We start from the raw sequence: 16,870 nt of genomic DNA, 5'->3' as shown, positions 1-16,870 counted from the left end.
ATGCGTTCCTAAAGGCGCGCTTTCCTCGCCCTGCGGACTTTCTCAGCCAAAGCTGTAGCCTCAGCTTCCAGATGTTCCAGATCAGCATCCTCGTGTTTCGCTTTCTCGATCCGAATTTCGTGTTGAAGGGCTTTGATCTGGTTCTCGCAGTGGTCGAGAAACGCAATCTGAACCCTCCGGACTAAACTCAACTTCGGATCCTTCGCCCGGCCGCCGCGCAGGTGCTTGATCTGCGCCGGGGTAAATCCGTAGTCGCGGCAAAGCTTCTTGATCGCCAATCCGCGATTGCCTTGCCGCGCTGCCTCACGCTTCACCATCTTTTCGATGTACTCGCCTGTTACCGCACTGTTCACTTTGTCCACCATTTCAACCAAAATTGTTGATCGCATCGACTTTCCTCGTTGCTACGTTGCTCTCAACATTGATGGAGCGAAATAGCCGAGGAGAACCCTATGAGATGACATGCGAGGACATGCCCAGCCGCGGGACGGCCTCGCCAATAGGAACTTCCCTTTTCAGAAATGCCGCGTCGGAAAGAATGGATACCGACGCGACGGAAACGATCTTTTTTCCCCAGCCGGGAGCCGGGCTGTATGACTTCGGCTCCCCAAAGTCGATCACCTCGCGAAATGCCTTGTGTATCTCCATGCTCGCGGCGGTGATCGACTGCTTTCTTTTGGAACGCCGGGTCATTGCGGCGCCTCCGGCCTGGGAATTCTCTCTGGCCATTCAATCTCATCAGGCCAATTTCTGGAGAACCACTCGACAACGTCATCATATTTTTTGGCAGTAAACGTCTTCCCTTCCCGAATGCGAGAAAAGAACCTCCCGTCCGACGCACACAGTCGGCCGACGGTTGTTTCTTCGAGCTTCATCGCGCTCGAATAGAGCTCGCATAGTCGGATGAGGTTGCCTGTCAGTTCCTTTTCCATGCCGGAAAGATAGTTGGAAATCTCCTACTACGCAATAGGATTTTTCCCATTTCCATTCGCCATTGGAAATATCCTATTGTTTTGAACATGATGACATTACGTGAACTGGTGACAGAGCGATTGAAACAACTCGGTTTGGGACCGGTCGAAGCCGCAACCCAAGCGGGCCTCGAACGAACATTCATCCGGGACATTGTTGAGGATCGAAAAAAGAGCATCAGATCCGATAAAATGGAATCGCTCGCGGATGCATTAAAGCTGGACGTGGATGCAATGCGGCGCGGTGTGATCAAGCCCACGGATGAATCCGATTTTCCCGAGCCGAACGCTCGCATTGGCGAGAATGTGGAAATGCTACGCAAAAAGATGCATGTCGTTCAGGGCAGCGATTCCTCCCGGAAAAGTGCGCAAAAAGATAAGTCATCAGTGACTGATTCCTCTCGCACGATCGGATCTGAAACCGGCCGCCAGGGAATCGAAGATGATGAAATTCCCGAAATTGATGTTGTTGCTGGGCTTGGCGGTGGCGGCGTTTCAGTGACTACAGAGGTGACCGCCGACAATGGCGCAAGCTTTGCCGCCGAAGTTGTGCGCGACCACTGGCGTATACCAGAGCGGCTTTTGTGGCACGCAAACGCCAGCACAAAGCACGTCGCTGCGCTTCCAGTTCAGGGCGATTCCATGGCGCCGACAATCATTGATGGCGATGTGGTGTTCATCGACACCCGGCACCGGGCGCCCTCACCGCCTGGGCTCTATGCGCTGGCTGATGAGTTCGGCGGCATGATCGTGAAGCGGCTCGAAGTTGTCTCAAAGCCAAGCGACGAGTTCGTGGAAGTCTCAATCATTTCAGACAATAAGAACCATAGCACACGCACTTTGACGCTGCAGGAGATTTCGATTGTCGGGCGCGTGATTGGACGATTTACAACATCATAGCCCGGCACATTGAAATTCCGGATCTGGCAATTGCAAGTGCTGTTGCTTGCGCAATAGGAAATGTTGGATGGGGAAATTAATCGAATATCTCTATGCCGCCGGCGCCATAGGCACGTGGTTCTATCTAACGTTTTTTGACGGCTACGTTTACAACAGCTGGAACTGGATAATAGCGGTATCGGTTAATTTCTTCCTTTCAATAATTTGGCCGATTTACTGGGGCATATTGCGTTGGGTGTTTGAGTAGTGGAGCAATGAGGACCCGTGGAGGCTGATTGGATCAGTTATTGTTTCTTCCGCGACCATTGATAAATGCTGTTACAACACCGACGACGCCTGTGGTGAGAAAAGCACCGGCCAGGACATCATGATCATTCATTCCGGTATATACAGCGGCAAGGATGAGCGCGATCAAAGCTCCAAAGCCCAAATACTGCCCCCTGCGGACATCCTGTTTTTCAGCATCAAACACTTGCTGATTCATAGATTTGTTGTGTTCAAGTGTCCCCTCGGTCATCTGGATGATCCGGTTGGCACTACCAGGGCATATTTCCTCGAATTCACGGAGATGTTGTGGGTGAGGTAGAGGGCCGGAATACCGCTCTTCATGTGCCAGAACAACTCCGGTTACGCGCTGGACAACTTCGTCCCTGTTCTCTGGAGGAATCAATTCCCCCAAGAGCTCATCGAGTTCGCCTTTTATCGATTCCGATTCATCGCTAGCTTCCGCTGTCTTCTCAAGCGGCTGATTTTCCGATTCTTCTGGCTTTTCCGATTCTTCTGGCTTTTCCGGTGGTTTTGCCACTTTTTAGCAGCTCCCGTTCTTCGTTGGCCATCGAAACAACGAGCGCGTCCCCCACAGCTGCCCATGCGGACTCAACTGTGACCGGTGCACTCTTTGCCCGAAGCGAACCGCGAAGCATAAAAAGCGTCGCAGGCGATGAAAATCCTTGACAAAAGCCTTGCCTGAAAGCCTTTGATTCTATGAGCCGTTTAGTCATGATATTTGTCCCTACTGCCAATCCTACACATAACGGGCACCATTTCAATAACCTACCCAGAATAGCTTTAGCCAATCTTACCTGCTGTCAAATAGCGACAGCAGGTTAATGCAAACTTTTCACTACTACTCATGTTTTAAATATGGGATCAAATTGTGGCAATCAAAGCCACACTCACATCTCTCAAGAAAGTTTGATCTCTGACAGATGGTGGGTGAAGGGTTCTTGCCATAGACCCCCCTACCCCCACGGCAGAACCATGAAGGCAGGAGATCAATGGCAGTCCTGACAGACGGAGCCTGTGAATGGGACGTTGCCACGGTTCCTCTCGGATTACCGGTCCTCTGATCCTGGCAGCGCCGTAGGACTTTCGACCCCCGCGCCCGCAGTTTTCATCCAGCACCCGTTGCAGAGCCTCACTGCGACTGTGGACTCGACTTCTGGACAAATCAGACCCAGACTCCGAATCACTTGGTGGAGGACAACCAAAACTCAGTCCTTGGACGGGTAGCTGAGTGGCGGCCCTACCACCGATAGGCCTGTATCGAGGCCTGTGTCCTCGCCAGATAGCGGGGGCTAAGGGCGGACCCGGGCTCACCATAGCCTGGCCTTCTCCGCCGTCGATCCGGTCGTTTTCTAGAAGCTCCGGATCAAGCGCCAGCTAGGGCGCTCAACAAATACTTCCGTCTCAACCCAACTGGGTTGTACCGGTACAGCCTGGAGGGTTTTCCCAATGAGGAAAAACACTTCAGTCATGATCGAAATCAAGATTAGCGTGGCGTGGTGCCTGTTTGGCATTGCCGCCATTTTGAAGGTCCTGATTTGATCTCAAGGCGGTGTCCAATTTGGGCGCCGCCTTTTCTGATTCATACGCCAGTGATTCGGTACTGGCAATGGGTTTTTTCCCACTTTCCTATTGCATAGTAGGATTATTCCCACTATATTGTTTCCATCAACGGAGGCAATCGAGATGTTCAGCACGGATTATTTTTTCGAAGAAATCCCCGTCTGCATAGGCGATGTCGAGGTCATGATGGTGACCGGAACGGCCACGCTTGAGGGTGAAGACGGCGCTCATGATTACGGCTTTTGCGTTGTGGATATCGTGCTCGACGGCAACCTTGATGGTTCCTATCGCGACAAGCGGACGGTCCATCTGGATCCCGGTGCTGCCATTTTTCAGCAGCTTCTTTTCAACCAGATCGCGAAGCGGATCGAGAAATCCAAGGACGCCTCCGAACACTTCTACGCCGAGCTTGAAGCCTTCCACGGGGAGGCAGCGTGATGGCAGGCACATACAGAATTTTCTTCGAGAAGTACGAAACCCCGGAACGCCGTATTTCAGAGGCATTCCATGTCAGTGCCGAGAGTTTCAGAGGAGCATACAAACAGGCCAACGACATTCTCACCGGCATGCGTGCATGCTCCAACGCTGAGATCGATATCCAGAGCATCGAACATGAGCTTGGTGGTGGTTGCCCAAGGTGCGTTAGCGGCTGGCTGACCAAAGAAGAATTCGATGCTCAGTTCAGCGATCCGAGCGTCACCAATGGAAAGGCGGTGGCGTGATGGCCGGCGCAACTCAAGAGCAGATCAGCGAAGCAATTCGGATCATCCAAATGAGTGGTCGTGACGATGCTATGACGCTCATGGTCCATGCGTGTATCCGCGCCGTGGAACACCAATCCCAAAACGAAGCTGCATGCTTTCTCGAGGCTGAGCACGAAGCTGAATATGCGTATCTCGCTACTGCCTTCAGTTGGGATCGCCCTTCCCCCGATTCTTCGATGGAGGATGAGATCAACGAAGCGGCCCTTGCGCTAGCTGTCGCTAATGCAATCGGCAATCCGGATTTGGAGTAGGACGATGCCCCTCACCTGGATTGAAAAGCTCCTGCTGATTTCAATCGGCTTCTGCTTGGTCCCGCCCATTGCGTACCAAGCCTATGTGCGGCTGCTTCGGCAAACTGTCGAGGGGTGCATGTGATGGATATCGACCGCGACCAGTTCGAGAGCGCCGGCGACATCGCTGCAAGCATGATTGCGCAGCTTTCCGAGGACAAGCGTTGGGACGGCGAAACCCCTATCAGTGAGCCGGGCGTATATGTCGGCATTTCGCTCGAGGACTATCACGACAACACCAAACTTCTCGACGGCCCGAGCGTTTCAAAATCAAGCCTGATGCGGTTGGCGCCACCTCTCGGCAACCCGAAAAAGTTCTGGTCCTTCTGGGCGCACAATCCGAACCGGATCGAGGAAGAACCGAACAAGGCCATGAATTTCGGCCGCGCCGTTCATGCGCTGCTGTTGGGCGATGAGGTTTTTGCAGAAAAGTTCGTCAAACGGCTTGATAAGGCACCAGACGGGCGCGCCTGGAACGCCAACAATCTGACTTGCAGGGCGTGGCTGAAAGAGCAGGCCGAAATTGGTCGAACGGTCATCACGTCCGACCAGCTCGAGCAGATCAAGCGCATGGCCGAAGACGCTGCGCAATACGATCTGGTTCGCATGGGGCTTTTGAACGGCCGCGTCGAACGGTCGATGTTCTGGGAGCATCCAAGCGGTATCTGGCTCAAGTCTCGGCCTGACGTGATCCCAACAGATTCGGGAATGTTCGCGGATCTCAAAACAACCGGTGATCTCGACAGCGATTTCCTTGAGCGCCAGAACGGGGCGAACGGCTACTACCTGCAAGCCGCCCTCACCCGCATGATTTGCCGCGGGCTCTCCATCCCGTTCGAGAGTTTCACCATCATCTACAGCCTGTCGAAGGAATACGGCGACACCGATCACCGCGACGTGTCGGACTTCGACATGGATCGCGGCGAGAAGGTCATCGACTACTGCATGCACAAAATCCGCGAAGGGTTGGACACCGGCATTTGGGAAGGTGCCCGCACCTATGTGCGCGAGGAACGTCCGTTGCACCTCAAACAGTGGACCGCTGACCAGATCGATCACGAGCTCAAACGGTTCGACAAGGAAACATTGGAGGCAGCCGAATGAACACGATCGCCAAAATTGAAGAAAAGATCAATCCGGAGATTTCCCGCAATATCAGTGTTGGCACGTCCGGAATCACATTCGATAATGCTGGCCAGGTCATGGAGTTTGCTAAGATGATGGCGGTCTCGGGTTCTGCCGTGCCGCAATATCTGCAGGGCCACCCCGGAACATGTCTTGGGATTGTAGATGACGCTATTCGGTTGCGCATCAGTCCCTACGCCTTAGCTCGCAAGAGCCACGTCATCAATGGCAATCTTGGTTATGAGGCCCAGGTTCTTGCCGCAATTGTCATCCGTGACGCCCCTTTAAAGGAGCGGCCCAACGTCCACTATGAAGGGGAAGGCCAGGACCGGGTTTGCAAGGTCGTCGGCCACTTCAATGATGGTTCGGTGCGTGATTACAACAGCCCAAAGATCAAAGACATCAAACCGAAGAATTCACCGCTGTGGCAGAATGACCCTGATCAGCAGCTTGCTTATTACAGCCTGCGAGCCTTTGCCCGCCGGCACTGCCCTGATGTTCTGCTGGGAATGTATGACCGCGAGGAGCTGCAAAGCTTCCGAGGGCCTGATCAAGCCAAAGACATCACGCCGACGGCTGAGCGCCTGCGTGCTCACAAGCAAACACAGGAAGTTGGTGACGCGCAAGAAGGCTTCGACCCTGACCACGTGTCATCAGAGGTCGAGAACGCCGCTGGTGAATTTGAGATCGAGCAGAACACAATACCTGAGCCCGACAAATCCCTTCCGTCGGATCAGGAGCAGGCAGATGACGACGTTGCCGCCTCCGAAATGTCAACGTCTGAAACTGCCGAAAGTGAGGGTGACGGAATCGCATCAGGGCCGTCACCCTCCGACAATTCAAACGCTGAGGAACCAGAACTTGCCTCAGCCGATGGGGGCAGTGATGGCCTGACCGGGGATGTGCTGCCCCCTGAAGAACCGGAAAAGGGCGAACTTGACACCCGCTTTATCGAAGCGTGCCGCCAAATGCTGGCCATACCGATTTCGGGCAAGAGCAGCGATGAACAGTTCAAGGAACTTGCGGAGCTCAATACGTTCTGGCGAGGCAACCTGCCGACGAACAACCACAGGCGCTTTGGAACGGTCTGCAAATCGGTGATGTCCGTCATTCACGGCGACAACACCCACAAGCGGGTAGTCGAATATTTGTCCGGTGTCATCGGCTGTGAGCCTTCGGAATTGGAGGCGGGTCATGGCTGAAAACTCCAACATCGAATGGACAACGCATACGTTTAATCCGTGGATCGGATGCACGAAAGTCAGCGCCGCTTGTGATGATTGTTATGCTGAGGCATGGGACAAACGCTTTAATGGCGAGCGCTGGGGGCCGAAAGCCGCGCGCACCCGAACCAAGCCCGGAAATTGGAGGAAACCGCTTAAATGGAACCGGGAGTGCCCGATCATGGGACCGCGGCCGCGTGTGTTCTGCGCCTCACTCGCCGATGTTTTCGACAACCACAAAAGCATCAAAAAGGAATGGCGGGATGATCTTTGGCGACTGATCAGGGGCACGGTCAATCTCGATTGGCTTTTACTGACCAAGCGACCGCAGAACATCGCCCGCTTCTTACCGTCTGATTGGGGTGAAGACGGCTACCACAACGTCTGGCTCGGCACGACGGTTGAAAACCAGGTCGAGGCAAACAGGCGCATCCCGGCGCTGTTGAACGTGTCGGCCAGAATACATTTCCTGTCGTGCGAGCCACTGCTTGGTCCACTCGACCTCCCGAACATTCGCGTGAACTGGTGCAGCACACCGATTGATGCGTTTACAGGCAAGGATGAAAAAGGTGTGCAGCGCTTCGGGCACAGCCTCGATTGGGTAATTACCGGTGGTGAGAACAGTCTCAATTTCCGGCCGGTTGATGAAGACTGGTTCCGCGCTCTACGCGATCAGTGCGATCAATATCACGTTCCATTCCTGTTGAAGCAAAAGGAAGGCCGCAATCAGCGCGAGATCAAGGCTAAGGGCCGCGAACTCGATGGTGTCGTGCATGACGAATACCCGGAGCCGACACAAACATGAGCGCCTTCCGGATCATCAAGCCGGATTTGGCAACTGCATCCAAGGCCACGGCACCGGTTAAGAACCGGCCATATCTGTCCTGGCTGCACAAACTGCCGTGCATAGTGACGCTGCAGGTCACCATACAGGCGGCGCACCTGTCGACCGCGAACCGCGCCTATGGCCATCTGGGACGAGGCAAGGGCCGCAAGGCAAGCGACAGGTGGATACTCCCCCTGTGCCAAGCAAAGCACGATGAACAGACGTATTTGGGCGATGAGCTCAAGTTCTGGCGCCGGTATGGGATCAACCCCCATGTGGCGTGCCTGACGCTGCACGGACTGTGGACCGATCTGGGTGACGACGCGACCGAGTTTGCAACGGCAATCATTTTATCTCGGGAGATTGGACGATGAGCGATCTACTCACCCCCGAAGCCGCGGCCACCAGATTGGGAATATCCACAAAGCAACTGCTTTCCCTGACCCGACTAGGAAAGATCCGGTACATCAATGTAGGCTTGGGCGGTAAGCGGGAAACACGCCGCTACGACGAAAGTGACCTCGAAGCCTTCATTGAAGCAGGGAAGCAAGTCCAATGGCCGTCCAAAAGCGCCCGAACTGGAAAACGTACCGGTACGACTTCCAATATTGTGGACGTCGATTTTCTGGAGACACGCACCAGACAACTAAAAGAGAAGCGCAAGCAGTAGAGCGAGAAAAGCGGGCTGAGGTCAAAGACCTCCACAAAAAGCTGTCCTTGGACTCTGCCGGCCCCATGACGTTCAAAGCCGCCGCAAGCCGCTGGTATCAGGAAGTAGGCCAGCACCATGAAAACGAAGAAACCACCGTCACAGATCTGAATTGGCTAAAGCGGCATATCGGTCCCAACACCCTGTTGCATGACATCACTGACAGCAAATTGGCTGAACTGGTTGCCAGACGGCGCGGCGAACACAAGTGGGGCCGCAAAGAGTTGGGCCTGGTCGCAAACACAACCGTCAATCGATCTGTTACGCAGCGCCTTCGACACATCATCCTGCGTGCCAAGAACATCTGGAAGGTCCAGGTGCCCGACATCAAGTTCACGGATCACCTTCTTGACGAGCCACAGGAGCGCGTCAGGGAAGCCAGTATCGGCGAAGAAGCTGATATCCTCTCACAACTCACTCGTGGCTATGACGACGCCATACGCTTTGCGTTCGACACCGGATGCAGGCGCATGGAAATTCTCGGCATGGAGTGGTCGCACGTGGATTTCTTCTCCGATCGCTTCACGGTTACCGGCAAGTACGGAAAGATCCGAACCCTTCCAATGAGCGAGACAGCCAGAGCGTTGTTGTGGGATCAACGCAGTCATCACCCCAGCAAGGTGTGGACATACGAAGCGCAGCGAACACTCAAGAAGCAGGGCATTATCCGCGGGCAGAGATACCCGCAGACTGAGGCCGGACTAAAGACGGCTTTCCGCAGAGCGACCGAACGGGCTGGCGTGGAGAACTTTCGGTTTCACGATACCCGCCACACGGCCGCTACACGCATCTTGAGGGAAAGCAATTTGCGAATTGTCCAGGATATTCTCGGCCACTCAGATCCGAAGACAACGACAAAATATGCCCATGCGACAGACGACGATATCAGGCGTGCGATGAACGCCGCATCATCAAAAATGAAGGTGCAGAAGTGAGAAACGAGAACATAACGGCAACTGTTATGGGATTTTTATGGGACTTTGTGTTCCGTTTTGCGCCCCTACAGTCCTTATGTTCCGCTTTTCTTCTAAATCGACAAATTTTTCGCTTGCGTCGAATCCTCGCAAAGCCTATGGAAATCAGGCCTTTTCGGCAGGTCGGAGCGTAGCGCAGCCCGGTAGCGCACTTGACTGGGGGTCAAGGGGTCGTGGGTTCGAATCCCGCCGCTCCGACCATAATTCCGCAACTTTCAATGTTAACTGCCTGACGATACTGGCAAATCCAGTTCCGGCAGTGCTTTGTCGCGTGCCAACAATAATTCCCAAATTAGCGGCTGCCGGTTTATGCTCTCACGACAAGCCGCAATATCAGCGGCGGCAGGTTATCGACGTGAGACCGGCGGAAGGTGTGGTTTTTCATGCGTGCCAAATGGATCGCCCTTGAGGTTTTTCTGGCAGCAGGCGTGTTGCTGACGTGGTATTTCATCGTCCACTCAAAATCCTATCCGCAAGTTGAGATGCTCCGATGGCTGGATGCGGCCGAGGCGACGGAAACATTCCAGGACGACATTGCCACTGATAGGCTACGCTTTTTCGTAGTGAACGGGATTACCGCCGCGATACCCGGCGTGGGACAAACCAATTACGAGCGTTGCTATAAAGAAGTGCGGCTTGAGAACATCAAGGGCACCTCAGATAAATTCGTGAACGATGAGCATTTTCGGTTGAACACGCGCGCCCGCGATTTTGCCGCGTCTTATAATCTTCTCATGCGCGAATACATCGATCGTCAGAAGGGGCGAGACTGTGACATTCAATAGGTGCTCCCGCTTGATATTCGACAGCTTTACCGGCCCAGTGAGCGCTCCATCGCGTTGCGCTGGCACGCACGCTAGTTGATATCGGTTCTGCTCGGACCTGTCGGACCTGAGAAGGGGATACCTTTCACGGCCAGCCCCATCAAAGTGGCAACGTGCAGTATCATTTCAACCGTTCCGGCGGGAAAGGTATCGGCAAGATATGCACGATCAAATGCTTCCGGATTTTCCGGATCGAAGCTATCCGACGACGCAATGAGATCTGCCGCCACCTGAATCTCCAGATACAGTTTTGCAAGGCGCTCCCATGCCGCAGCCGTTTCCTTGGGATATGTGTCACGCCCCAAGCCACACAGCTCGCAGGCTCTTGCAATGTCTCTACTGAAACCGTCGTTTTGCATATTTTCCGCCATACAACACCCGGCACAATGGTTGTTGCACCCGGCTGGTATTACACTGCTGCTGTGGAATCCTGCCGATACTTTCAAGCTCAGAATAATCACAAGACCAACTTCGACTTTCGCAAATCCATCTGCTGGCCCGGTGAGTGATAATTCAACCCCACAGTTTGTGTTTGATTGTTAACACCGCAAAATGTCAAGAAAAATTGAGATATTGCATAAAATTTATTCAGGAAATGCGTAACATCTAACACTATTTGCTAATCGTCACCTTTTCTGGATACAGCAAAACTCATTTACGTAAATAAACTTAGCCATCAGTATTTGGGCAATTTGACAATCCATTGCCCGGCGAGAACAGCGGAATCCGCGTCTTATGGGGCAGCGGCGCAATGGGGATACAAACGGTGTTTGTATCCCCATGCCGGCGGCAAATATTGCAGCGAGCTTCGCGCCTCTCTCGCTGGACATTTACGCCGCCCGGGACATCGTCTGAACTCAGTCGCGGCTGAGCGGCCGGACCGGATCGTTTTTGGAAAATAAAGAACTGCTGATTGTGCAACCTACGGCTAAACACCGGGTGTGCGCATCAAAGCTTCCTGGTGATTTGCTTCTCCCCGCTTGAACAGTGTCGCCCGCCCTCTGATTTCTCAGAACCCCTGTAGCAGTCTATATTATTACTGATCGTAGTTAATAATATCAAGGGAAAATCCTTGAGAATACGCAAATCAACACCCGTTCGAGCCAACACCCTTTACGGATACTATAGTCGGACAAAACATGCTGTGTGGCAAAGAACCCTTCATTTGCACACATTAGCGGGCACCACCAACTATCTGCTGGCGCGGAAGTAAATAGTGCCCGAACCCGTCGCCCCGAAAGCATCCACGAACATGGCAACGTTTTTTGCCTGCGCAGGCATTGTCCCGGAGTTGACTTTAACTTTGTAGACAAGTTCGGATCCGCTCAACTGAACCGCGAGCAACTCGACGACCAGGGGTTCCGTCGCCTCTTCGCCGGCAATGGCAATTGCGGCATTTGGTGGATCCGCCTTAAAGCCGTCCTTTTCTTCGTCGTTCCACAATTTCGAGAACGCTTCGTGGGTCATGTGCCCCGCGTCACGGACCGGTCTGTCTGTAAAAAAGAATGTCGAGGGGGCAAGTTCGCCAAGGGTCAATTTGCCATCATCATAGGTGAGTGTGCCGGCCTGCTGCACAAACAGATATGAGGCGACAATCGGAATTTCCTTTGGCTCACTGTCCTTGCCGGCGATCGCGTCTCCTGTCTGCTTTATGCCCTTTTCGATCGCTTCACCGGTCTTGTCGACGCCCTTTTCAATAAACTCGCCTGTCGCCTTCAGTCCTTTACCGAGGTCCTTCAGGACCTGAGCGTGGGCAATATTGGCCACGTGGAATAAAAGAAACAGCGCTGCAGCCATAGTGACTGCGTCATGTAAAATGCGTTTCCTCATGAATAGGATCCTTGCTGACTGATGCCGGTCGACTGGCTGTACTATAGCGGCGTTGAATTAACGAAGCCAAGGCACGCAATTACGCCATTTAGACCTCGAGATATTGCCTTGTGGCTGAAATCTGGCCTTGCATTTGCCGGTCTGCCACAATTCAAACACATTATCCCGCGATGGACTGCCCGCAAATGGCGGGGCAACTCAAAACAGCGGAATATAACGGATATTCCGGACCGCCGGGGCAATTACAAAGATCAATAAAATGCAGAAGCTACATCTCGGCATGCTTGTTGCCGCAATCTTTCTGGCGGGCTGTTCGTCGACGGTCGCCGGTGGAAAATCAGCAACCAGCGCGCAAGTTTCCGTCGCAAAGGCCGACATTGTGCAGTTCGACAAGCTTGCAGGCTACAACAGCGCACAGACCAGGATAGCCAATAAGATTACCGCCCGTTTTGCTGCTGCCGGTTATGGCCCGGCCCAGCAGATCGCCGCGGTCTCGGTCGCCATTCGGGAATCGACCCTCAATCCGAACGCGCGCAATCGCGGCTGCAACTGCTATGGCCTTTTCCAGATGAACCGCAGCGGCGGTCTTGGCAAGGGACACACAGTCGCCAATCTGACGAACGCCGATTACAACATCTCGCTGATCATCAAGGAAGCCAACCGCTTTTCAAGCTTTGCGTCGGCAAAAACGGTCGACCAGGCGGTCAGCGCGTTTGTGCGCAATGTCACCCGCCCCGCCGACAAGCCCGGCGTCGTACGCGCAACTCAGCGCACCGCGCGTAAGGTCGAACAATCAGCAAACAGCCGCTCCCTTGCTTTGCTCGGCGATTAAGCAATTTTGCAAATCGCCCGCCCGCCGCTCAAATTTGGCAAGACACGCTTAAAGAAAATGCAGTAGGTTGCAGACATATATATTAGACCCTCCGTTCTGAAACGTATGGGAATAGAACATGTTGCGCATCCTCGTTGATTTCTTTTCCGGCATTGTCCGCGTGCTGGCAGTGGTCTGCATCTTTGGCGGCGCCGTGGCTGGTTACCTTCAGGCTCCAAGGATGGACGTAGAGCCGTGGGCCGGAGCGCTGATCGGCTTTGCCACGGGCTTTCTTGTCGCATCGGTTGTCGGCGGACTGCTTGCCTGTTGCATCCTGATTGAAAATCATCTGCGCGTTCTGGCCGATGCACAGGTAGCGGCGCTGAAGAAGCCGGCAGCGGAAGAACAGCCTGCCGAGGAAAACGCCATCGAACGGGCCGAACGCATTGCCAGCTATGCGCGCCAGTACCGCCAGCAAGTTCCGACACCCGGTACGCTGCCGGCCCAGCAACCGGCGGTGGAAGCACCGCCGGCTGAAGAGGAAAAGGCCGACCAGCCGAAGACCGGCTAACCGGTCAGTCCGGGCAACCAGAGCACTATCGACGGAAACGCCACCAGCACCGCAATGGTGATCGCATCGGCGACGAAGAACGGCGATGCGCCGCGGAAGACATCCTGTACGGAAATATCCGGCCGCACCCCGGCAACAACGAAGCAGTTGAGACCGATTGGTGGCGTGATCAGGCACAGTTCCGCCATCTTGACCACCAGGATGCCAAACCAGATCGCACAGCCCGTGCCGGAAACACCGAATGCGCTGTCCGCGGCCGCCACATCAACACCGCCATTGAGCGCGATCACCGCCGGATAGACCACTGGCAGTGTCAGCAGCAGCATGCCAATGGCGTCCATGAACATGCCGAGCACCGCATAGGCGAGCAGGATCAGCACCAGCGTCAGCATCGGACTTTGCTCAAGCGAAGTGATCCAGTCGGAAAATGCGCCCGGAAGATCCGCAAAGCCCAGAAAGCGCACATAGATCAGCACGCCCCAGATGATTGTGAAGATCATCACCGCCAGTTTCGCGGTTTCCATCAGCGAATCACGGAACTGCTTCCAGCGCATGCCCTTGTAGACTGCCATGCAGAAGACAACGAAAGCACCGAGTGCACCGCCCTCCGTCGGCGTGCCCCAGGCATCGCCGCCGAACGGATTGTAGATGAAGCAGATGATGATGACGACGACAAAGACTATCGGCATTGCCGGCGGCAGAGACCGCAAACGCTCACCCCACGTAAAACCCGTGACCGGGGGTCCGAGTTCCTTGTAGCCGACCGCCATCAGAACAACGAGGCCGCCATAGATCAACGCCGACACTGCCCCCGGCAGGAAGCCGGCGAGCAACAGCATTCCGACATCCTGCTCGACGATAATCGCGTAGATGACGAGGATCGCCGATGGCGGGATGAGCGAGGCAAGTGTGCCACCGGCCGCAACGACCCCGGCGGCGAAGCGTTTGTCGTAGCCGAGCTTGAGCATTTCGGGTATTGCAATGCGGGCAAAGACGGCGCTGGTGGCGACCGAAGCGCCGGACACGGCGGCAAAACCGGCCGTGGCGAAAACAGTCGCAACCCCAAGCCCGCCAGGCAGCCATCCGACCCAACGCTTTGCGGCTTCGAAAAGCGCCTTGGTCAGACCGGCATAATAGGCAAGATACCCTATCAGAATGAAGGTCGGGATCAGCGACAGGGCCTGGGATGAAACCTTGGAGTGCGGCACCTGACCAGCGGTCTTCACGGCAACTGTCAGCGCCCAGACAAAGGCGGACGGGTCATAGCCCTTCTTGGCCCAAAAAATCCAGATAAGCCCGGCAAGGCCGGCAAGTGCCGCCGCGAAGGCGACGCGCATGCCCAAAACGACCATGACCAGCATGAAGCCTGAAACGATGAGGCCGATATCGATGGGTTCCATCAGGCGCCCTCCCCGTTATCGAAACCCGAGACGGTCTCCGCTTCGTGTGCGGCCTGGGTCGCCGCATCCTCGATCATCGGCACGGCGACCGGTTTCGAAGTGCCGGTTCGTATCGCCCGCGCATAACCCCACAGCTGCAGGAACAGACGCAAAGACAGGACCGAAAAAGCGATCGGCGCCAGCAGTTTGCCCGGCCACAGCGGAATGGCGATATCCATTGAGCTGTCGCGGCTCCAAAGCGGCGCGGAAAAATCGAAGGAACGGTCGAAATGGGCGTAGGTGCCCCAGACAAGCAGCACCATCAAAATGAACATCGCGGCGGTCGATACGAATTCGGCAAGCCATAAAACACGCCCCGACATCATACCGACGACGATGTCCATGCGGATGTGTCCACCGAGGCGCTGGCAATAGGAAACGGCGATGAAAGCGATCAGCGGCATTGCCTGCTCGATCCAGTCGACATAGCCAGGCAGCGGTTGATTGAAAAAATTTCGTCCAGTTACGCTGACAACGGCAAGCACCATCAGCGAAAAGACCGCCAGCCCGCCGAGCAGAGCCAGCTGGCGTTCGAGCCAGAACAACGCCCTGTCAAGGCGGCTGAGCAGAGTGCCGTCCTCAAGTACCGATGATGCTCCCGACATCATCCCCTCCCGTCATACGTAATTGCCCGCATCCGGTTTTTTTTGGATGCGGGCAATGAAAGCGAACTCAGTTTTCCGAGACGGTCTTTATCGTCAGGTCGTAGAGTTCTTGGGCCGGAAGACCGCGTTTTTTGTTTTCCTCGATCCATGCCTTGGCTGCGGGTCCGGCTACCGCTTCGCGGAAGGCTGCCAGTTCCGCTTCGTCGTAGGTGACGGATTCAATGCCCTTTTCAGAGAGCACCGGCCCCCAGGCATCCATGGTCTTGCCATTGTAGGTATCGACATAGTGCTTGAGCGCTTCGTCAACGGAGCCAAGCAGGGCTGCCCGATGTTCTTCAGACAGATCGTTGAGCGCGTCGGTGTTGACCACGACCGGACAATTGACCGTCCCGGGATTGAGATTCGTTGTCCACCAGTTGGCCGTTTCGACCGTTCCGAACGACATATGCGCATGCGGAGCAAAGGCAACCGCTTTGACAACGCCGGAGTCAAGGGCCTGGCGCACTTCCGATGCCGACATTGAGGTGGGCACGGCGCCGACGGCGGCCATGGCCTTGCCGATACCGCCTGTAGCGCGCACGGTGAGGCCTTCATAATCCTTGAGGGTCTTCGGCGGCGCACCAACGCCGGCAATGTTGTACTGCGGCAGCGGCGACGGCATCAGCAGGGTCGCATTCCAGCGGGCCATGTCCTCCTTCGTTGCGGGATGATCATAGATGGCCCTGGAAACCGCGATTTCCTTTTCCAGCGAATCGACGCCCAGGAACGGCAGTTCCAGAACTGTGATCGACGGGTTCTTGTCGGCGTGATAGCCGGCGCAGAACTGCGCCATCTCAAAAGCACCGATGGAGATGCCGTCGAGGTTTTCGCGGTTCTTCGAAAGGCCGCCATAGGAAAGGTTCAGCGTGAAGTCGCCATTGGTCTTGGCGGAAACGAGTTCGGCCAGCTTTTCAATGTGCTCGGTAAACGCACGCCGTTTTCCCCACAGCGATACGTTCCATTCCGTTGCGAAGGCTTCGCCGGCGATGAGAGCGCTCATCGCGGTCAGAGTTGCAAGCGTCAGCGTTTTGCGGATCATGTTGTCCTCCCATGAATAATAGCGCAGTCGTGATATTCGCACAGGACGGCGGGCAATATCTTCGATGTTATCCGCAGGCAGT

At 55.0% G+C, this 16,870-nt stretch carries 22 protein-coding genes and 1 tRNA gene; 15 read left to right on the top strand and 8 right to left on the bottom strand.

The features are described from left to right. Nucleotides 1-8: 8 nt before the first annotated feature. Together ABVT35_RS07665 and ABVT35_RS07660 are read right to left on the bottom strand one after the other, a co-directional pair. Nucleotides 9-389, bottom strand: a complete 381-nt coding sequence (locus tag ABVT35_RS07665) for a hypothetical protein (protein WP_368465689.1) — start codon at nucleotides 387-389, stop codon at nucleotides 9-11. A 61-nt stretch (nucleotides 390-450) separates the two neighbouring features. Further along, entirely contained in the window at nucleotides 451-693 is a 243-nt protein-coding gene (locus ABVT35_RS07660) for a hypothetical protein (RefSeq protein WP_368465688.1), read from the bottom strand. A gap of 326 nt (nucleotides 694-1,019) precedes the next feature. On the opposite strand from ABVT35_RS07660, the gene ABVT35_RS07655 reads away from it, so the two are divergent. Together ABVT35_RS07655 and ABVT35_RS07650 are read left to right on the top strand one after the other, a co-directional pair. Further along, complete coding sequence (locus ABVT35_RS07655) at nucleotides 1,020-1,871, top strand: S24 family peptidase (protein WP_368466297.1); 852 nt, start codon at nucleotides 1,020-1,022, stop codon at nucleotides 1,869-1,871. A 67-nt stretch (nucleotides 1,872-1,938) separates the two neighbouring features. After that, complete coding sequence (locus ABVT35_RS07650; protein WP_368465687.1) at nucleotides 1,939-2,118, top strand: hypothetical protein; 180 nt, start codon at nucleotides 1,939-1,941, stop codon at nucleotides 2,116-2,118. Between the two features lie 33 nt (nucleotides 2,119-2,151). Here the strand turns inward: ABVT35_RS07650 and ABVT35_RS07645 are convergent, their stop codons facing one another. Then, a complete protein-coding gene (locus tag ABVT35_RS07645) occupies nucleotides 2,152-2,676 on the bottom strand; it encodes a DUF2335 domain-containing protein (RefSeq protein ID WP_368465686.1) in 525 nt (174 codons plus the stop codon). A gap of 1,166 nt (nucleotides 2,677-3,842) precedes the next feature. Between ABVT35_RS07645 and ABVT35_RS07640 the strand changes: the two genes are divergently transcribed. The 11 genes from ABVT35_RS07640 (at nucleotide 3,843) to ABVT35_RS07590 (ending at nucleotide 10,415) form a co-directional block, all read left to right on the top strand. Further along, nucleotides 3,843-4,157: a hypothetical protein gene (locus ABVT35_RS07640; protein WP_368465685.1), complete on the top strand. Its 315-nt coding sequence runs from the start codon at nucleotides 3,843-3,845 to the stop codon at nucleotides 4,155-4,157. Then, nucleotides 4,157-4,441 (top strand): hypothetical protein, encoded by a 285-nt coding sequence (locus ABVT35_RS07635; protein ID WP_368465684.1) that lies wholly within the window; start codon nucleotides 4,157-4,159, stop codon nucleotides 4,439-4,441. The genes ABVT35_RS07640 and ABVT35_RS07635 overlap by 1 nt, the downstream gene beginning before the upstream one ends. Beyond that, a complete protein-coding gene (locus ABVT35_RS07630; RefSeq protein WP_368465683.1) occupies nucleotides 4,441-4,734 on the top strand; it encodes a hypothetical protein in 294 nt (97 codons plus the stop codon). The genes ABVT35_RS07635 and ABVT35_RS07630 overlap by 1 nt, the downstream gene beginning before the upstream one ends. A gap of 123 nt (nucleotides 4,735-4,857) precedes the next feature. Further along, nucleotides 4,858-5,877: a PD-(D/E)XK nuclease-like domain-containing protein gene (locus ABVT35_RS07625; RefSeq protein ID WP_368465682.1), complete on the top strand. Its 1,020-nt coding sequence runs from the start codon at nucleotides 4,858-4,860 to the stop codon at nucleotides 5,875-5,877. Beyond that, a complete protein-coding gene (locus tag ABVT35_RS07620) occupies nucleotides 5,874-7,100 on the top strand; it encodes a recombinase RecT (protein ID WP_368465681.1) in 1,227 nt (408 codons plus the stop codon). The genes ABVT35_RS07625 and ABVT35_RS07620 overlap by 4 nt, the downstream gene beginning before the upstream one ends. Beyond that, nucleotides 7,093-7,926, top strand: a complete 834-nt coding sequence (locus ABVT35_RS07615) for a DUF5131 family protein (RefSeq protein ID WP_368465680.1) — start codon at nucleotides 7,093-7,095, stop codon at nucleotides 7,924-7,926. Before ABVT35_RS07620 ends, ABVT35_RS07615 begins: the two co-directional genes overlap by 8 nt. Then, nucleotides 7,923-8,321, top strand: a complete 399-nt coding sequence (locus ABVT35_RS07610; protein WP_368465679.1) for a DUF968 domain-containing protein — start codon at nucleotides 7,923-7,925, stop codon at nucleotides 8,319-8,321. The genes ABVT35_RS07615 and ABVT35_RS07610 overlap by 4 nt, the downstream gene beginning before the upstream one ends. Next, nucleotides 8,318-8,617 carry a helix-turn-helix domain-containing protein gene (locus ABVT35_RS07605; RefSeq protein ID WP_368465678.1) on the top strand — a complete coding sequence of 100 codons (300 nt, stop codon included), beginning with the start codon at nucleotides 8,318-8,320 and terminating at the stop codon, nucleotides 8,615-8,617. Before ABVT35_RS07610 ends, ABVT35_RS07605 begins: the two co-directional genes overlap by 4 nt. 65 nt (nucleotides 8,618-8,682) lie before the next feature. Next, nucleotides 8,683-9,591: a tyrosine-type recombinase/integrase gene (locus ABVT35_RS07600; protein WP_368465677.1), complete on the top strand. Its 909-nt coding sequence runs from the start codon at nucleotides 8,683-8,685 to the stop codon at nucleotides 9,589-9,591. Between the two features lie 163 nt (nucleotides 9,592-9,754). Then, a tRNA-Pro gene (locus tag ABVT35_RS07595) sits at nucleotides 9,755-9,831 on the top strand. A gap of 182 nt (nucleotides 9,832-10,013) precedes the next feature. Beyond that, complete coding sequence (locus ABVT35_RS07590; protein ID WP_368465676.1) at nucleotides 10,014-10,415, top strand: hypothetical protein; 402 nt, start codon at nucleotides 10,014-10,016, stop codon at nucleotides 10,413-10,415. A gap of 71 nt (nucleotides 10,416-10,486) precedes the next feature. On the opposite strand, the gene ABVT35_RS07585 is transcribed toward ABVT35_RS07590, so the two are convergent. Next, entirely contained in the window at nucleotides 10,487-10,759 is a 273-nt protein-coding gene (locus tag ABVT35_RS07585) for a hypothetical protein (protein WP_368465675.1), read from the bottom strand. 886 nt (nucleotides 10,760-11,645) lie between these two features. Next, a complete protein-coding gene (locus tag ABVT35_RS07580) occupies nucleotides 11,646-12,284 on the bottom strand; it encodes a hypothetical protein (protein ID WP_368465674.1) in 639 nt (212 codons plus the stop codon). Nucleotides 12,285-12,543: 259 nt separating this feature from the next. On the opposite strand from ABVT35_RS07580, the gene ABVT35_RS07575 reads away from it, so the two are divergent. Next, nucleotides 12,544-13,116 carry a phage tail tip lysozyme gene (locus tag ABVT35_RS07575; protein ID WP_368465673.1) on the top strand — a complete coding sequence of 191 codons (573 nt, stop codon included), beginning with the start codon at nucleotides 12,544-12,546 and terminating at the stop codon, nucleotides 13,114-13,116. A gap of 118 nt (nucleotides 13,117-13,234) precedes the next feature. After that, on the top strand, nucleotides 13,235-13,666 hold the full coding sequence (locus ABVT35_RS07570; RefSeq protein WP_368465672.1) for a hypothetical protein: 432 nt from the start codon (nucleotides 13,235-13,237) through the stop codon (nucleotides 13,664-13,666). Here ABVT35_RS07570 and ABVT35_RS07565 read toward each other — a convergent pair. The 3 genes from ABVT35_RS07565 to ABVT35_RS07555 form a co-directional block, all read right to left on the bottom strand. Then, complete coding sequence (locus ABVT35_RS07565) at nucleotides 13,663-15,066, bottom strand: TRAP transporter large permease (RefSeq protein WP_368465671.1); 1,404 nt, start codon at nucleotides 15,064-15,066, stop codon at nucleotides 13,663-13,665. The two genes, ABVT35_RS07570 and ABVT35_RS07565, sit on opposite strands and share 4 nt — an antisense overlap. Beyond that, the gene (locus ABVT35_RS07560) at nucleotides 15,066-15,710 is read right to left on the bottom strand and encodes a TRAP transporter small permease subunit (protein WP_368465670.1); all 645 of its coding nucleotides are present in this window, start codon (nucleotides 15,708-15,710) and stop codon (nucleotides 15,066-15,068) included. The genes ABVT35_RS07565 and ABVT35_RS07560 overlap by 1 nt, the downstream gene beginning before the upstream one ends. A gap of 67 nt (nucleotides 15,711-15,777) precedes the next feature. Continuing rightward, nucleotides 15,778-16,788: a C4-dicarboxylate TRAP transporter substrate-binding protein gene (locus ABVT35_RS07555; RefSeq protein ID WP_368465669.1), complete on the bottom strand. Its 1,011-nt coding sequence runs from the start codon at nucleotides 16,786-16,788 to the stop codon at nucleotides 15,778-15,780. Nucleotides 16,789-16,870: the final 82 nt, after the last annotated feature.

Source organism: Hoeflea sp. TYP-13, assembly GCF_040932035.1.
GTDB lineage: Bacteria > Pseudomonadota > Alphaproteobacteria > Rhizobiales > Rhizobiaceae > Hoeflea_A.
The sequence above is the reverse complement of the archived record's forward strand: the minus strand, read 5'-3'. Positions and strand labels throughout refer to the sequence as shown.

What these genes read in the sequence shown, in the direction of transcription:
- ABVT35_RS07665 (WP_368465689.1), bottom strand. Translation starts at nt 389, where the DNA reads ATGCGATCAACAATTTTGGTTGAAATGGTGGACAAAGTGAACAGTGCG.
- ABVT35_RS07660 (WP_368465688.1), bottom strand. Translation starts at nt 693, where the DNA reads ATGACCCGGCGTTCCAAAAGAAAGCAGTCGATCACCGCCGCGAGCATG.
- ABVT35_RS07655 (WP_368466297.1), top strand. Translation starts at nt 1,020, where the DNA reads ATGATGACATTACGTGAACTGGTGACAGAGCGATTGAAACAACTCGGT.
- ABVT35_RS07650 (WP_368465687.1), top strand. Translation starts at nt 1,939, where the DNA reads ATGGGGAAATTAATCGAATATCTCTATGCCGCCGGCGCCATAGGCACG.
- ABVT35_RS07640 (WP_368465685.1), top strand. Translation starts at nt 3,843, where the DNA reads ATGTTCAGCACGGATTATTTTTTCGAAGAAATCCCCGTCTGCATAGGC.
- ABVT35_RS07635 (WP_368465684.1), top strand. Translation starts at nt 4,157, where the DNA reads ATGGCAGGCACATACAGAATTTTCTTCGAGAAGTACGAAACCCCGGAA.
- ABVT35_RS07630 (WP_368465683.1), top strand. Translation starts at nt 4,441, where the DNA reads ATGGCCGGCGCAACTCAAGAGCAGATCAGCGAAGCAATTCGGATCATC.
- ABVT35_RS07625 (WP_368465682.1), top strand. Translation starts at nt 4,858, where the DNA reads ATGGATATCGACCGCGACCAGTTCGAGAGCGCCGGCGACATCGCTGCA.
- ABVT35_RS07620 (WP_368465681.1), top strand. Translation starts at nt 5,874, where the DNA reads ATGAACACGATCGCCAAAATTGAAGAAAAGATCAATCCGGAGATTTCC.
- ABVT35_RS07615 (WP_368465680.1), top strand. Translation starts at nt 7,093, where the DNA reads ATGGCTGAAAACTCCAACATCGAATGGACAACGCATACGTTTAATCCG.
- ABVT35_RS07610 (WP_368465679.1), top strand. Translation starts at nt 7,923, where the DNA reads ATGAGCGCCTTCCGGATCATCAAGCCGGATTTGGCAACTGCATCCAAG.
- ABVT35_RS07605 (WP_368465678.1), top strand. Translation starts at nt 8,318, where the DNA reads ATGAGCGATCTACTCACCCCCGAAGCCGCGGCCACCAGATTGGGAATA.
- ABVT35_RS07600 (WP_368465677.1), top strand. Translation starts at nt 8,683, where the DNA reads ATGACGTTCAAAGCCGCCGCAAGCCGCTGGTATCAGGAAGTAGGCCAG.
- ABVT35_RS07590 (WP_368465676.1), top strand. Translation starts at nt 10,014, where the DNA reads ATGCGTGCCAAATGGATCGCCCTTGAGGTTTTTCTGGCAGCAGGCGTG.
- ABVT35_RS07580 (WP_368465674.1), bottom strand. Translation starts at nt 12,284, where the DNA reads ATGAGGAAACGCATTTTACATGACGCAGTCACTATGGCTGCAGCGCTG.
- ABVT35_RS07575 (WP_368465673.1), top strand. Translation starts at nt 12,544, where the DNA reads ATGCAGAAGCTACATCTCGGCATGCTTGTTGCCGCAATCTTTCTGGCG.
- ABVT35_RS07570 (WP_368465672.1), top strand. Translation starts at nt 13,235, where the DNA reads ATGTTGCGCATCCTCGTTGATTTCTTTTCCGGCATTGTCCGCGTGCTG.
- ABVT35_RS07565 (WP_368465671.1), bottom strand. Translation starts at nt 15,066, where the DNA reads ATGGAACCCATCGATATCGGCCTCATCGTTTCAGGCTTCATGCTGGTC.
- ABVT35_RS07560 (WP_368465670.1), bottom strand. Translation starts at nt 15,710, where the DNA reads ATGTCGGGAGCATCATCGGTACTTGAGGACGGCACTCTGCTCAGCCGC.
- ABVT35_RS07555 (WP_368465669.1), bottom strand. Translation starts at nt 16,788, where the DNA reads ATGATCCGCAAAACGCTGACGCTTGCAACTCTGACCGCGATGAGCGCT.